A 14,463-nucleotide genomic window follows, 5' to 3' on the forward strand; every position below is an offset into this window, starting at 1 on the left:
GGGATAGCCTTTCTCAGTATTTTGTCGTAATTATATTGTATCAAGACTATCTCCATAAAGCAAAAAAGCAACGGCTCTTAAACCGTTGCTTTTTTGCTTTAGTCAGAGAGACTTTTGTCCCAAACTCGACCCAATCAACTACTGCGTCAAAGGTATTTTGCTAATCATAAAGAGAGAGGCTAGACTTCTGTCCCAGCCTCTCCTCTTACAAAAAGCTCTAGTTATTCAGCCGAATCCTCAGCTGCTGCTGGCAAAACCAGGTTCAAAAAGACACCGACCAAGGCCGCCAAGGCTGTCCCTGAAATAACCAGGTCAGAACCCAACTTCAAGACACCGCCACCGAGGCCCAAGACCAACATGGCACTAGCGATTACAAGGTTGCGGGACTCCATAAAGTTGACCCGAGCTCGAATCAGAACCTTCAAACCGTTGCTGGCAATAACTCCATAAAGCAGGATTGACATCCCTCCCAAAACCGCACTTGGAATAGTCGAAATCAAGGCTGTAAACTTAGAGAAGAAACTCAAACCAATGGCAATCAAGGCCGCATTCCGGATCACCGAAATACTAGCAATTCGGGTCAAACCAACAACCCCGGTATTCTCTCCATAAGTGGTATTGGCAGGACCACCAATAAAGGCTGAAACCGCTGTAGCCACCCCATCTCCAATCAGGGTCCGATTGAGACCTGGTTTTTTCAAGAAATTACGGCCACAAATCTCCCCTAAAACCATATGGTCTCCGATATGTTCTGCAATGGTTACAATCGCAATGGGTAGAATGGCAAAGGCTTCCGGACCAAAGTAAAGCTTGTACTCTTTCAAACCTGCGACTCCTGTTGCAAATGGCAGGCTCAGATCCGGCAAGGACAACCAAGCCGCTTCTTGAACTGGGGTAAAGTCAACCATCCCCAAGAAAATAGCTACTACATAACCTCCGACAATAGCAATCAGAAACGGAATCACCCGCACAAAGCCTTTTCCCCGTGTTTGGATGGTCACCGCAATCATAAAGCTCACAGCCGCCACCAACATGTTTTTCCAATCACCATCGGCCACAAAGCCAGCTGAGGTTACAGCTGTGTTGGCCAGTCCCAAACCGATCACCATAATCATCGGCCCAATTACAATCGGTGGCAAGAGACGGTCAATCCAGGCTGTCCCAACCTTTGCAACAATTAAAGAAACCACTACATAAACCAGACCAACCATCATAATCCCGGTTTGTCCAGCACTAATATCTCCACCCATTTGTTCCTTGGCAAAAGCCATGGCTGAAATATAGGCAAATGAAGAACCTAGATAGACCGGAACACTAAACTTGGTAGAGATCATATAGATCAGAGTCCCAATCCCCGAAGCCAGCAATGCAGTCGAAATCGACATCCCTAGTAAAATCGGAACTAGGATCGTCGCTCCAAACATCGCAAAAACGTGTTGCACACTCAGGAGCAACCCTTTTGCAGTGTCTGGCTTTTCATGAATATCAAATAACAAACGTTTTTCTGCCATTTTATCCCCCTTTTTGTTCCTATTCTGACGGCATCTTGAATCAAAACAGGACGGCGCGTTTTATTTGACTTAGCTTTTTTTCAAAAAAAAGCCTCATCATGAAATGAGACTCTGTGGATAGATATTCGATAAAAATTTCCTCACAAAACAGGACAGAGTCTGAGCTCTGCACTACTCTATGATTCTTTGATTCGAAAAGTCCTTAGTAGGCTCTCTGTCCTACCTTAAAAGTCTTTATTTCGAATATTAATTCTACCACATCTAGTGGATTTATACAAGTTCCCTGCTCCGTCGAGTTTCAAAGAAACTCGGTTATAGCAAGAGCACTTTACTTAGCTGGCTTGGCTTGAGCTGCTTCAACAGCTTGGCGAACGGTTTCGGCGTAAATCTTGGCCCCTGCCTGGATGGCTTCACCGGTACCACCAAAATGGATATTATCACTATCCTCCCACATTTCCGGACGGTTGAGGGAGACCTTGTGCCAATCTGCCAGGGTAATAAAGGAATGTTTGCGAGCTAATTTCAGTTCATACTTCCAGGTTTCTTCTGCGGTTGCCTCGACGTACTGATCGGAATTTCCGTCATAAGGGGTTACGAGGACTAGGCGGTGGCCTTTAGGGAGATCCTTAATAATGCCGTCCAATTCTTCTTTATAATTGCTCACGATATTAACCCCAATCCCTAGAACAACCGTTTTACCTAGGATGCCGGCTTGGGCCTGAGCATTCATAATCGCACGCGCCTGAGTCAGGTTCCGGCTACCGGCGGCATCAATATTTCCATCCGGGAAGACCTGATTGAGTTGTGTATTGGCCCGCAAGGCAACAGAGTCCCCAATGAGTGAGAGACCACCAGGAACTGAAAGACTCTCAATTTCCGGTTCAGCTTCCTGCTTGTCCAAACGCGCTGTCGGGTTCACCTGATAATATAGCCGTTCTAAGCCCTGGGCCGATTGGGCCATATTGTTGGCCGCCATGTCCCGCGCAAAATTGGTCATCACCGGTGCCTGATAGAGGCGAACCCCACCGGCGGTCACCAAACCAACCAAGACCAAGCCCATAATCATTCGGGCCGACTTATTGAAGTGCTGCCGTCCTGCCAGAATCGGTTCCACAATGTAAAAAGAAAAAGCGGCAAAGGTGTAAGAAAGAAGGACTGTGAGGAAAACCGCTTGCCAGTGTACCAATTGATCCTTAAAGATACTGTAGAGCGGCCAGTGGAAAAGATAGACCCCATAGGAAGTATCTGCCAAAAAAGTCAACCAAGCAGGTTCTGCCACATCTGGCAACTGATTGTGGAGCAGGCGCAGACTGCGAATCAGAACCGTTGCCGCCAGAGCCGCCAAGGCTAGCCCCCCAAGATAGGTGATATTCTGGTCAAAGCGCAAGCCGATCAACAAACCAGTCAGAATGACCACACCTAGCAAGCTTCCCAGGATAATTCCCGGCCAGTTGGAATGTTCCAAACGCTTTTCAAAGGACAGAGATAGCGAGGAGACACCGGTCATAGCCGCTAATAAACTTCCAAAAAAGAAAGGAAAGAGGTGACTGAGACTGGCAAAATAAAGCATAGATGGACTGGCTCCCAACAAGAGCCCCAAGACCATAGTCCCATAAGACACTACAAGAAGCGGCAAGGACAAGGTGATGACGCTACCTCGGAACTGCGATGTGTTCCGCGATCGCTTGGCCAGACGGTACAAAAGGAAGGACCAAAGCAAGTAGAAATGAACCTCCACCGCCAAACTCCAATTGTGGACAAAGAGATGGGGGATAAACTGATCCTCGTAGTTCCCACCCGTCAGCATCTCATAGAGGTTGGTCACGTAACCCAAAACTCCTGCGACTTGCGTTGGGAGATCTGCTACATATTCTAGACGAACCAACCAGGTCAATGGTAGACTGATCAAGAGCATCAGCACAACTGGCGGCACAATCCGATACAAACGCCGCCGCAGAAAGGCCTGCATATCCACCTGACCTGTTCGGTCTACTTCATCAATCATCAAAGCGGTAATCAGAAAGCCTGAGAAGGTGAAAAAGACATCCACTCCAACAAAACCACCTGGGAAATACTTAGGGTAAAAATGGTATAGTAAAACCCACAACAAGCCTAAGACCCGCACGCATGAAAACCAGCGTATCCGCATAATAACTCCTAATATATCTTTAAAATCATACTACTCGAATAAGACAAAAAATGACGAGGAAAACCGACGAAGGTTTAACTAAAGTCAGATTTTGAAAGTAAATAAGTATAACTAAACATTTCCTTTTTTACCATTATATCGTAAATACAGATACATTCCAAATAGAGCAAAAACCAGGCTACTCGGAACCTGGTTTTTTTTACAATTAAAAATTCCGACTAGAACGGTTATAACCATACTGCTCCACAAAATCATGGCGGAATTCCAAGAGATTGTCATCCAGAATTGCCTGGCGAACCTTTCGCATCAAATCAATCAAGAAGTAGAGATTGTGGTAGCTAGTCAAGCGCATTCCGAAGGTCTCATCCGCCTTGAGCAGGTGCCGGAGATAAGCCCGACTATAATTCTGACAGGTGTAGCAACCACAGTTCGGATCCAGTGGACCAAAGTCTTCCGCATACTGGGCATTCTTGACCACCAAACGACCCTGGCTGGTCATACAGGTCCCGTTCCGTGCAATCCGCGTTGGCAGTACACAATCAAACATATCGATTCCACGAATAACCCCATCAATCAAACTATCCGGTGCGCCAACTCCCATTAGATAACGAGGTTTATTTTCTGGTAAAAGGGGAGTTGTGAAGTCCAGCACCGCATTCATCTCCTCATGGGTCTCACCAACCGCTAGGCCGCCCACGGAATAGCCCGGGAAGTCCATCGCCACCAAATCGGCTGCAGACTGACGGCGCAGATCCTCAAAGCCAGCCCCCTGGACAATTCCAAACAAACCTTGGCGATCTGGGTTTTGATGGGCCTTAAGCCCCCGCTCTGCCCAACGACTGGTCCGCTCAATCGATTTCTTAACATAGTCGTAAGGCTGGTAGAACTGGGGACATTCATCAAAACTCATCATGATGTCTGAGCCCAAATTGTTCTGGATCGAAATCGCCTTTTCCGGTGATAGGAACATCTTAGCTCCATTCAAATGGTTCTTGAAGGTGACCCCTTCCTCTGTGATATTCCGTGAATCTGCCAGGGAATAGACTTGGAAACCACCTGAATCTGTCAGAATGGGTTGGTCCCAATTCATAAACTTGTGCAGGCCACCAGCTCTGGCGATCAACTCATCTCCCGGACGGAGCCATAAGTGATAGGTGTTGGATAGGATAATTCCTGAACCCATCTCTTTTAACTCCTCTGGCGACATGGTCTTAACGGTAGCCAAGGTTCCTACTGGCATAAACATGGGGGTTGGGAAGGTCCCGTGAGGGGTGATAATTTCCCCTAACCGGGCTCCAGTATGTTTCTCTTTTTTAATCAGACGATACTGAATCGGTGAATCTTTCATTTTTTCTCCTTCCTAGGAAAAACAGTCCTAGTTCTGACCCCTATTGTAGCAAAAAGCCCCTCCCTTGTCACAATCGATTTCCTTGTATCCAGCTTCACTTAAATTGTCTGAAAATTAGAATCGTGCAACTTTTTTCAGACACTGATAATTGCTTGACTCCGTTATTTAGAATGATTATAATTTATTTAGAAAAACAAAAAGGAGAACTTCTTATGAACAACACTATTTCTGTCCTAAACCAAACCGTCGCTGACCTCTACACTGCTCGCATCGCTCTCCACCAACTCCACTGGTATATGCGTGGAGCTGGTTTCATGGTTTGGCATCCAAAAATGGACAAATACATGGACGCTATCGATGGTACCTTGGATGAAATGAGTGAGCGCCTCATCACTCTCGGTGGCCAACCTTACTCAACCCTAACTGAATTTCTACAACACTCTAAAATCGAAGAACTTCCAGGTCAATTCAAATCTGTTGAAGACAGTCTTGCACGTGTCATCGACATCTTCAGCTACCTAACTGAACTTTTCCAAGCAGGACTAGATGTTACTGACGAAGAAGGAGACGATGTGACCAACGGTCTCTACGCAGATGCCAAAGGTGACTTCGAAAAAACTATCTGGATGCTCTCTGCTGAACTTGGCCTCGCTCCACAACTCGCCAACAAAGAAGCCTAACACTCATTTAATTTCAAAAGACTCTCGAATTTAATCCGAGAGTCTTTTTACATATTTTAGAATAGGCAACTCACAACCTCTACTCAGAGAGCGTGAGGATCCACCAGTAACTGGTGATCTACTTTAATACAGCGGTCCATCACGATTTCCTGGATCCCAGCCTGGGTCAGCAGATCCAAGGCTTCTTGACTAAATAAGCCCTGTTGAGCCCAAAAAACCTTAGCTTCAGCTTGTAAAAAGTCTGCAGCAACAGCCGGCAAAAATTCACTGCGACGAAATACATCCACAATATCAACCGGAAAGGGGAGGCTTTCCAAACTTGGATAAACCTGTTCCCCCAGAATCTTCTGATCCACAGCCCGTGGGTTGACTGGCACAATGCGGTATCCCTGGTCTTGCAGGTAACGGGCCACCCGATGGCTAGTCGCCTCTTCTCGCGGAGAAAGTCCAACAACTGCGATTGTCTTACTTTCCTCCAGAATTTTTTTGAGCCCGGCAGAATCTCTTACAAGCATCTTAAGACCTCCGTATTTTCTCTAGGGGACGGCCTTTAGCCAGCTCGTCCACCAGCTTATCGGTAATGCGAATTTGTTTCATCAAAGGATCCGTTAATTCTTGAATCTTAACCCCACAAATGGTCCCCGTAACACCAGTTGCCGCTGGATTCCAGGCAGGACATTGGTTGTAAAAATCAGCTACGGTTCGAGTTTCAGGTCCCTGCTGGACTTGCTCAGGACTATAACCGGTTAGCCAAGTTAACACCTGATCCAACTCATCTTGCGTTCTCGCTTTGCGCTCTACTTTATTCAGATAAGCTTGATAAATCCCCATCCAGCTCATCTGATCAATGGTTTTTCGCGGCATCACTGACCTCCTTTGTTTCTAAACTGCAAATCTCTTCTATCCCAAAAACCTAATACCCGAAGAGAACCTATTCCATCATCTATTCGATGCTCACTCCCCTGACTATCTTCGCTCTCACGTTTCTAGGCCAGGTTCCAACAGTCTCTCCCCAGACTGTTGGAATCCACTGGACTAGCCTCGCTCCCTTATTTGTAGGCTCGGGTGGAAAAGGTCTGGGAGACCTTTTCCACCCCCTAATTTAAGGGAACCTCTAAAACCCCAGTTTTTCTTCAAATTGAATCACTCAAACCTTGATAAATCAACATTTAGATTTTCAGAAATTTAGTTTTTAGAGGTGCCCTTAATACAAAGCTCGTGATGGGAGTGGGACAGAACTAAATTTGAAAAAATTTAGTTCGTAGTCCCACCCCCGCAAGGCTGATTAGGTCCTCTTCCGAGCTTGAAAAGCGAACGAAGAGGCCAATCAGCTACTGCGTCAAAGGCATTTTATTAACCAAAGTCAATAAGGCTAGACTTTTGTCCCAGCCTCATCACTTCGCTTCATACCAGGTTTTTCCTTTGTTGCCGTCGGCGACGAGGGGGACGGCGAGTTGGATGGCGTTTTCCATGACTTCTTTGAGGAGGGTGGTGATGGCTTCTACTTCTGAGTTGGGGACTTCGAGAACGATTTCGTCGTGTACTTGGAGGAGCATGCGGCTGGTGTAGTTGCCTTCTTCCAAGGCTCGGTCCAGGTTGATCATGGCGATTTTGAGGATGTCAGCGGCTGATCCCTGGATTGGGGAGTTGATGGCGGTTCGTTCCGCAAAGGAACGGACTTGAAAATTCCGAGCATGGATATCTGGCAAAGCGCGACGGCGGTGGAAGATGGTTTCCACATAGCCTTGGTCACGCGCCTCACGGACAATCCGATCCATATAATTCTTAATGCCTGGATAACGCTCAAAGTAGGTCTCGATATAGTCCTTGGCTTCGGCTCGGGTGATGCCTAGATTATTGGCTAAACCAAAATCAGAGATGCCATAAACCACCCCAAAGTTAACCGCCTTGGCATTGCGGCGATCCAGATCAGTCACCTCTGCTGCGGAGGCCCGGCCAAAGACCCGCATGGCTGTCGAACTATGGATATCCAGTCCATCTTTAAAGGCCTGAATCAAGTGCTCATCCTGAGAAATATGGGCCAGCACCCGCAATTCAATCTGCGAATAGTCCGAACTCATCAACACTGCATCCTCAAAGGATGGAACGAAGGCCTTCCGAATCAAACGGCCCTGCTCCAAGCGGATCGGGATATTTTGCAGGTTGGGATCCGTACTTGAAAGCCGACCCGTCTGCGTCAAATCCTGAACATAGCGGGTATGGATCTTGCCATCCTCTGCGATGGCCTCCTGCAAGCCCATGACATAGGTAGACTGCAACTTGGTAATTTGCCGATAGTCGAGAATCTTAGCCACGATCGGCGCAATCGGAGCCAAACGCTCCAAGACATCCACGGCAGTTGAGTAGCCCGTCTTGGTTTTCTTGGTGTATTCCAAAGGCAAGCCCATTTTCTCAAACAAGATGATCCCCAGCTGCTTCGGCGAATTGATATTAAACTCCTCGCCCGCCAAGTCGTAGATCTCCTGCGTCAAGCCCTCAATAACCGCCTGATTCTCAGCCTGCATGTCCACCAATGTTTCACGTTGAACCTGAATCCCCGCCAATTCCATTTTAGATAAAACCTTGGCTAGGGGCTGCTCCATGTCAACCAAGAGCGGCCATTGCTCCTGCTCCACCAATTGGCTTTGGAGGGACTCCTGTGTTTCCACCAAAACGGCTAGCTTATCAGCCAGGTGTTGGAAAAAGACCTCTTCCTCCGGAACTGCCCGTTTGACACCCTTGCCATAGATCACCTCATCCTCAGCCAAAGACCGACTTCCATACAAACGGGCAATCGTTGAAATCTGGTTGTCTTCAACTGTAGACAAAAGATACTTGGCCAAACGACTATCGAAAGCCGGTACAGGCAAGTCCAAACCATAAGGTGCTAGCAAGACCTGAACCTTCTTAAAATCATAGACATACAAAGGCATCTGCTCCAAAAAGGCTTGGAAAACCGGACTCTCCAAAACAGCCGGAGACTGACCCACATAAATCTGGTCTTTTGTCCCCCAGACCACACCCCGCAAAGGTTCGGTATGGTAATTCTCTCCCAACAACTCCAAATGCAGGAAGGTTTCTGGACCAAACATTCCCGCTGTCGGCTCTGTAACCACCTGATAAGCCGCATGCTCCACCGGTGTCGCACCGGCAGCCGCCTGATCCAACTGCTGCTTCAATTGCAAAAAGCCCATATCCTCATAGAATTGACCTAGGGCTGGGACATCCGGCCCCTGGTAGGCTAAATCTTCCAAACCAATCGCAATTGGGGACTGGGTGTTGATGGTCGCCAAGGTCTTGGACAAGAAGGCCTGGTCCCGATCATTGATCAGATTTTCCTTCATTTTGGACTGCTTCATCCCATCCAGATTTTCATAAATGCCTTCCAAGGACCCGTATTCTGCCAAGAGTTTCAAACCGGTCTTCTCCCCAATCTTGGTCACGCCAGGGATATTATCAGATTTATCCCCCATCAAGGCCTTTAAATCAATGAACTGGGCAGGAGTAATCCCCATTTTCTCCATCAGATAAGCCGGGGTGTAGGCTTCAAATTCCGCTACCCCTTTTTTCGAAATTTCAACAACCGTATTGGCATCAGTCAATTGAATCAAGTCCTTGTCACCCGAAACAATGGTTACATCAAACTCTTGAGCCTCGGCTAGTTTATCCAAGGTTCCGATAATATCATCCGCCTCATAATTTTCCAATTCATAATGGCGAATCCCTTGAACCTCCAAAAGCTGCCGAATAAAGGGGAACTGCTCCCGGAACTCATCCGGCGTCTTGGCCCGCCCCCCCTTATAGTCCGCAAACATCTCCGTCCGGAAGGTCGTCTTACCCGCATCAAAAGCAACCAAGATATGACTAGGCTGAACCCGCTCCAACAGGTGGGTCAACATCAACTGGAACCCATAAATCGCATTGGTATGCAAACCAGACGGCGCCTTAAAGCGATCCAGTTGCTGATAGAGGGCAAAAAAAGCCCGAAAAGCCACAGAGGACCCATCAATTAATAGTAATTTTTTCTTATTTTCCATAACACAATTATAGCATAGACCTCAAAGAAGCAAGGCTTGGAGCAGGTTGGAAAAGGAATCCTAGATTAATGACGCAACACCTAATCTATCTAAGCAAATAATTTTTATGTTATTATTTGATTCTCCATTCCATCTTTGTTAGAATAAATATATAACATTTTGATAGCGTTTTCGTTTTTGTGAAACGTTATTGTCTCTTGGTCTTCATAGGGAGGTTCTTATGAGAAAAAAACATCTTTATCGTACATTGCTACTCTCCAATATCCTGTTAGTGCTCGCCAATCCTGATTTTCATGAAGGAAAAGTCAGCGCCGATGAGAAAGTCAACTCAGCTGAGACGGAGCTCCAAGTGGAAATTTCCGAAACACCGCTAGATGATGCTGTCAATTTCCAGATCCCAGAAGCCAATCCTTACACAGTTCCGCCGAGCTTACCCCAAGAAGCACCGAAAAGGGTCGAAAACAATACAACAACTAGCTTGGACATTCAAACAGTTCCCCAATCAAATGAAGTTGAATTCGTTACGGAGACTGCAATAGGAACAAATCCTGATAAGGACATAGAGAAGACTGCTGATAGGGATACAGATACAAAACTTTCCACAAGCGAAAATCTAGTTCCCAACCGTCCTTTCCGTAGAGTGTCAAATAATGATTCTGATGATATAGATCCGAAATTCGAAGAAAAAGTCCAGCAGTACCTAACCAATCTGACACCAGAGGAACACCAATTACTCCAAGCAAGTCCTGACTTAGACAGTAAACGGAAGATTTTTGAAGACATTCTTGTGCGGCAAATTCATGAAGAATACAGCCTCAAAGAACTAGAAGAATTCAAGAAAACACTAACCGAGCAACAAGTAGCCGAGCTCGAACAAGCTTCTAATCTAGTCGCATTTGAAACAACACTCAAAACTTTCTACCAAACTGCCCAAGCCCAGCGAGATTTTGAAAATCTTCTCGATCACTTAATCTTAGAAAGTACGGAAGACGAATTTAAACAACTGCAAGCAGCCAGTAGCAATCCCGACACCTTTACCCAGACCATCCTGGAGCTTTCAGCCCAAAAAGCACAACCGACAACTCCCACAAGACAGTTTCGAATTGCTCCTGCAGCAGCCATTCCACTCCTTATAAAAGCTGCACCTTATATTATTGCTGGGGCAAAAGCCTTAGGGTCAGTCCTAGTAGCCAAAGGTCTCGCCTACTTGGGGTCTCAGGCAATCAATTATAGCTATCAGCAAGTCCAGGCTCAGGCCGCTCAAAGACAGCGAACTCAGTATGCTGCTATGGCCAAAAGTTATACCAACCAACAGGCCAGAATCCAAGCCATCAGTCAAGCTCAGAGCTATACCTATACAGCACCTGGCCAGTATGCTATTCAGCATTACACCTATCAGCCAACTTCTTCCTATGGCTATAGCCCTAGCTATTCCTATGCTCCACAAGCTGTTGGCAACTATGCTGCCCCTACACGCGCCTACGGACAGATTGCTGCTAATGTCTTTTATTATACAGGTGTTTCCAAACTTCCAGTTTATCATTTAACGGGGGTCAAACACACCGTCCTCCCCAACGAATCTGTTTGGTCGATTTCCCAAAAATACAAAATCGGCATGAATGATCTGGTTATTTGGAATGGACTGACCAACGGACTGATCCATCCCGGACAAAAGGTTGTGGTCAAACCAGACACCCTCATCAATAACGGACTCCAACACCAAGTCCTTCCAAATGAATCTGTCTGGTCCATTTCTCACAAATACGGCATCGCCATGGCTGATTTTAGAGCTTGGAATAACATCCAGCATGATACCATCCATCCTGGACAAAAAGTCTATGTCAAACCAAAATCTTAGGCCCAAAAAGCTCGATATATTGTCAAAGCAGGGGACTCTCTTTGGAGAATTGCTAAGGAACACGGGGTCACAATTGATGATTTAGTCAGATGGAATAAAGTTTCAAACTTTACCATTCACCCAGGGGATGCACTCATCACCACACAACCGCCCCTCAATCCAACACCAGCTGTCATCACCAAACAACCACTACCCCAGCTTGGCACACTCTATACAGTGAAAGCTGGAGATTCCATCTGGAAAATTGCCAACGACCACAAGATCACAATGCAGGAACTCCTGGACTGGAATCAGATTCACAATCAAACCATCCATCCTGGGCAACAACTCGTCACCCAAAAACCGACAACTGCATCCACAATTACGGCAGATAAATCCTACACGGTCAAAGCAGGCGATTCTGTCTGGAAAATTGCCCATAACCATGGTATCTCCATGGATGACCTAGTCAAATGGAACAATATTTCAAACTTTACCATCCATCCCGGCGAAGTCCTCATTCTCAAACAACCAACAGAAGCTCCGTTTTCTGGACATACAACTCATACCGTCCAAGCTGGTGAATCCGTTTGGCTCATCGCTCAAAAATATGGCATCACCATGGATGAACTGGTGGAATGGAATAACATCTCCAATTTCGCAATCCATCCGGGGCAAAGGGTGATTATTGGCTATGTACCATCCCCAGAAGCTACAAAACTTGCTAAAGAATTAGGATACAAAAAAGAAAATGAAAGAGGTAAAGATGGTATGCCAATTTATAAGCGTATAAAAGGGAAAGGTCCTAAATTTATCTCTCCAGATCATGCTAGTCATAAAGGAGGATACTGGAAAGGTGCTGATACCAAAGAAAAGTTGCTAGATAAAAAAGCTCGAAAAGGAACTTATGATAAATACCTGAATCGCATAGCTGACTAATGGAATTTAATTTTATTGCTTTGTTCAACCGTCTTATCGTACCTTCACTCTCTATTTTGCCCTAAAAGTATTACTAGATTTCCTGCGGAACTAATGTATTAGATCCCATTTCTCAGCAGAAGAGATCGCATAACCACACTGAAACATTTTGTAACTCAGTCTTTTTCAAGTGATGACTCCGATAAATCTCAGGTTCTGTCACTGTTTTGCAGGAACTCTACTATTTGAAAATCAAAACTATCTATTATAAATTCGCCTAGATGAATCTTAATTCTATCTTCGACGTCATTTCCTAGATTTTGATTTTCTTTGACTACAAACCAACAAACTCTTAAGGGCACCTCTAAAACTAGAAGTATTCCGTTATATAAAAAAAGAAGGGACTCTTGCCCTCCAATTTCCAGCAAAAGTCCCTGTATTTCCTACTTTTCTATCCCGATTATCGGGAGAATTCTGATTTTTGGGCGCACTAAGCCCATGTATTCAAATTCAGTCGTTTGATCTGTTCAAAACGACAAATATTGTACATCAGATTTGTGAGTGTGACATTCGTCTTGGCACGCTTAAATCCAATACCCCGAAATGTACTGCCTTTCATAGTGTTTTCAATAAAGCCAAAGACATGCTCTACTCGGCAACGAATACGAGATAATCTCCGGTTAAACTTCTTGTCGGTTTCAGTAAGCGGGGTGTTACGATAGGAACGACGAGCAGTATAGTGCTTACATCCTTCTGGTACAGCTTTACCAACATAAGCACTATCATCAAAAACAGGTTCGTGAGCATCACAAAGTTCAGCCAATACATTAGAATCGTGCACATTAGCTGCTGTCACTTCGAAATTTTTGATTAGCTTTGATTTGGAGTCGACACAAACATGATTTTTATAACCAAAGTAATCTTGCCCTCCCTTTTTAGTCCAACGTGCATCGGTATCCTTTTGAGAACGTTTAGCTGAATTCCAGTCCTCTGGCTCCTTCCCTTCTTTGATTTGTTTATTTTCTTCTCGAGAATTTCTTTGTTTAGGTGCTTCCACAAAAGTGGCATCAACAATCTATCCCTTATGAGCTAGTAGACCTTCTTCTGCCAAAGTTAGATAGAAACAATCAAAGAGCTCTTGTTCTTTTCCAGATTTGATTAGACGTTCTCGGTATAGCCAAATAGTTTTAGCATCTGGAATTTTCTGATCATCGCAACCAACAAAACGGCGAAAAGACAGACGTGCAAGCAAGAGGATTTTAAACATCATGAGGTAGTCATAGGGAGGCCGACCTCCATTAGCAGGTTTTTTATTAGTATTTCCGAAAATACGATTTAAAACTGGACGAAATTTTTCCCAGTTCATAACAGAGTCTAAGCGAGCTAGTGGATTGCCTTTTTGTGATAATTTTTCTAAGAGTCGTTCATCGTCAGAGAATAAAAGCATGGTGATACCTCGTTATGTTTTATAGCTCTATTATCTCACAAAACTTGGGGAGTGAAAATAAAGAAAAGCAGGTATTCCTACTGTAGTGGAACCATCAGCAGTTCAAAAATTTTAAAATGAAGTTAGCCACCCATCCTATCTGCTAGATAAGTACTACAACTCATTCTGATGAGTTGTCTGATTTCATTTGATAATAGGTTTGGAGCTGTTAGGCTAATTGGCCAAGGCTAATGATAGCCTTGGTTTAGCCCTCAAAACAGCTTCAAAAGTCCCTGTTGTCAAATGAAATCCTTTTGTAAGGTATAAGAAAACACCTCCGTGCTATACTTGTTGTTCACCACAAACAAAAGGAAGGGCACAGAGATGCAAAACAATTATACAACAAAAGGAAAACATTTGACAATTAATGATCGTCGCTACATTGAACGATGGAACAAAGAAGGAAAATCCAATCGAGAAATTGCTCGCCTACTTGGAAGAGCTCCTCAAACAATCAATAACGAAATCAAGCGAGGGCAAGTCTTACAACAAGTGAG

The 14,463-nt window shown here is 45.2% G+C and carries 10 protein-coding genes and 1 pseudogene; 4 read left to right on the forward strand and 7 right to left on the reverse strand.

The genetic code is table 11. From position 1 onward, the window contains the following. Positions 1-221: 221 nt before the first annotated feature. The 3 genes from HZY94_RS03710 to tgt form a co-directional block, all read right to left on the reverse strand. Complete coding sequence (locus tag HZY94_RS03710; RefSeq protein ID WP_160332098.1) at positions 222-1,511, reverse strand: uracil-xanthine permease family protein; 1,290 nt, start codon at positions 1,509-1,511, stop codon at positions 222-224. 328 nt (positions 1,512-1,839) lie between these two features. Then, on the reverse strand, positions 1,840-3,660 hold the full coding sequence (locus tag HZY94_RS03715) for an acyltransferase family protein (protein WP_179925065.1): 1,821 nt from the start codon (positions 3,658-3,660) through the stop codon (positions 1,840-1,842). A gap of 205 nt (positions 3,661-3,865) precedes the next feature. After that, positions 3,866-5,008, reverse strand: a complete 1,143-nt coding sequence (tgt, locus tag HZY94_RS03720) for a tRNA guanosine(34) transglycosylase Tgt (protein WP_160332100.1) — start codon at positions 5,006-5,008, stop codon at positions 3,866-3,868. A 170-nt stretch (positions 5,009-5,178) separates the two neighbouring features. On the opposite strand from tgt, the gene HZY94_RS03725 reads away from it, so the two are divergent. Then, the gene (locus HZY94_RS03725) at positions 5,179-5,688 is read left to right on the forward strand and encodes a Dps family protein (protein ID WP_179923139.1); all 510 of its coding nucleotides are present in this window, start codon (positions 5,179-5,181) and stop codon (positions 5,686-5,688) included. A gap of 83 nt (positions 5,689-5,771) precedes the next feature. On the opposite strand, the gene HZY94_RS03730 is transcribed toward HZY94_RS03725, so the two are convergent. The 3 genes from HZY94_RS03730 to polA form a co-directional block, all read right to left on the reverse strand. Further along, on the reverse strand, positions 5,772-6,203 hold the full coding sequence (locus HZY94_RS03730) for a CoA-binding protein (protein ID WP_179925066.1): 432 nt from the start codon (positions 6,201-6,203) through the stop codon (positions 5,772-5,774). Between the two features lies 1 nt (position 6,204). After that, positions 6,205-6,552 (reverse strand): DUF2200 family protein, encoded by a 348-nt coding sequence (locus tag HZY94_RS03735; protein WP_179925067.1) that lies wholly within the window; start codon positions 6,550-6,552, stop codon positions 6,205-6,207. Between the two features lie 530 nt (positions 6,553-7,082). Next, on the reverse strand, positions 7,083-9,725 hold the full coding sequence (gene polA / locus HZY94_RS03740) for a DNA polymerase I (RefSeq protein ID WP_179925068.1): 2,643 nt from the start codon (positions 9,723-9,725) through the stop codon (positions 7,083-7,085). A 220-nt stretch (positions 9,726-9,945) separates the two neighbouring features. On the opposite strand from polA, the gene HZY94_RS03745 reads away from it, so the two are divergent. Both HZY94_RS03745 and HZY94_RS10350 read left to right on the forward strand, forming a co-directional pair. Beyond that, positions 9,946-11,583 carry a LysM peptidoglycan-binding domain-containing protein gene (locus HZY94_RS03745; protein ID WP_179925069.1) on the forward strand — a complete coding sequence of 546 codons (1,638 nt, stop codon included), beginning with the start codon at positions 9,946-9,948 and terminating at the stop codon, positions 11,581-11,583. Positions 11,584-11,799: 216 nt separating this feature from the next. Further along, complete coding sequence (locus HZY94_RS10350) at positions 11,800-12,501, forward strand: LysM peptidoglycan-binding domain-containing protein (RefSeq protein WP_194179459.1); 702 nt, start codon at positions 11,800-11,802, stop codon at positions 12,499-12,501. 469 nt (positions 12,502-12,970) lie between these two features. Here the strand turns inward: HZY94_RS10350 and HZY94_RS03755 are convergent. Then, a pseudogene (locus HZY94_RS03755) lies at positions 12,971-13,927 on the reverse strand (IS5 family transposase). Between the two features lie 363 nt (positions 13,928-14,290). On the opposite strand from HZY94_RS03755, the gene HZY94_RS03760 reads away from it, so the two are divergent. Further along, on the forward strand, positions 14,291-14,463 hold a 173-nt coding region (locus tag HZY94_RS03760), incomplete at its 3' end, for a helix-turn-helix domain-containing protein (RefSeq protein WP_179924846.1).

Origin of the sequence: Streptococcus danieliae (assembly GCF_013415245.1) — a bacterium.
GTDB classification, from domain to species: Bacteria; Bacillota; Bacilli; order Lactobacillales; family Streptococcaceae; genus Streptococcus; species Streptococcus danieliae_A.

Coding starts and splice junctions, on each gene's coding strand:
- HZY94_RS03735 (WP_179925067.1), bottom strand. CDS start 6,552: ATGCCGCGAAAAACCATTGATCAGATGAGCTGGATGGGGATTTATCAA.
- tgt (WP_160332100.1), bottom strand. CDS start 5,008: ATGAAAGATTCACCGATTCAGTATCGTCTGATTAAAAAAGAGAAACAT.
- HZY94_RS03730 (WP_179925066.1), bottom strand. CDS start 6,203: ATGCTTGTAAGAGATTCTGCCGGGCTCAAAAAAATTCTGGAGGAAAGT.
- HZY94_RS03725 (WP_179923139.1), top strand. CDS start 5,179: ATGATTATAATTTATTTAGAAAAACAAAAAGGAGAACTTCTTATGAAC.
- polA (WP_179925068.1), bottom strand. CDS start 9,725: ATGGAAAATAAGAAAAAATTACTATTAATTGATGGGTCCTCTGTGGCT.
- HZY94_RS03710 (WP_160332098.1), bottom strand. CDS start 1,511: ATGGCAGAAAAACGTTTGTTATTTGATATTCATGAAAAGCCAGACACT.
- HZY94_RS03745 (WP_179925069.1), top strand. CDS start 9,946: ATGAGAAAAAAACATCTTTATCGTACATTGCTACTCTCCAATATCCTG.
- HZY94_RS03715 (WP_179925065.1), bottom strand. CDS start 3,660: ATGCGGATACGCTGGTTTTCATGCGTGCGGGTCTTAGGCTTGTTGTGG.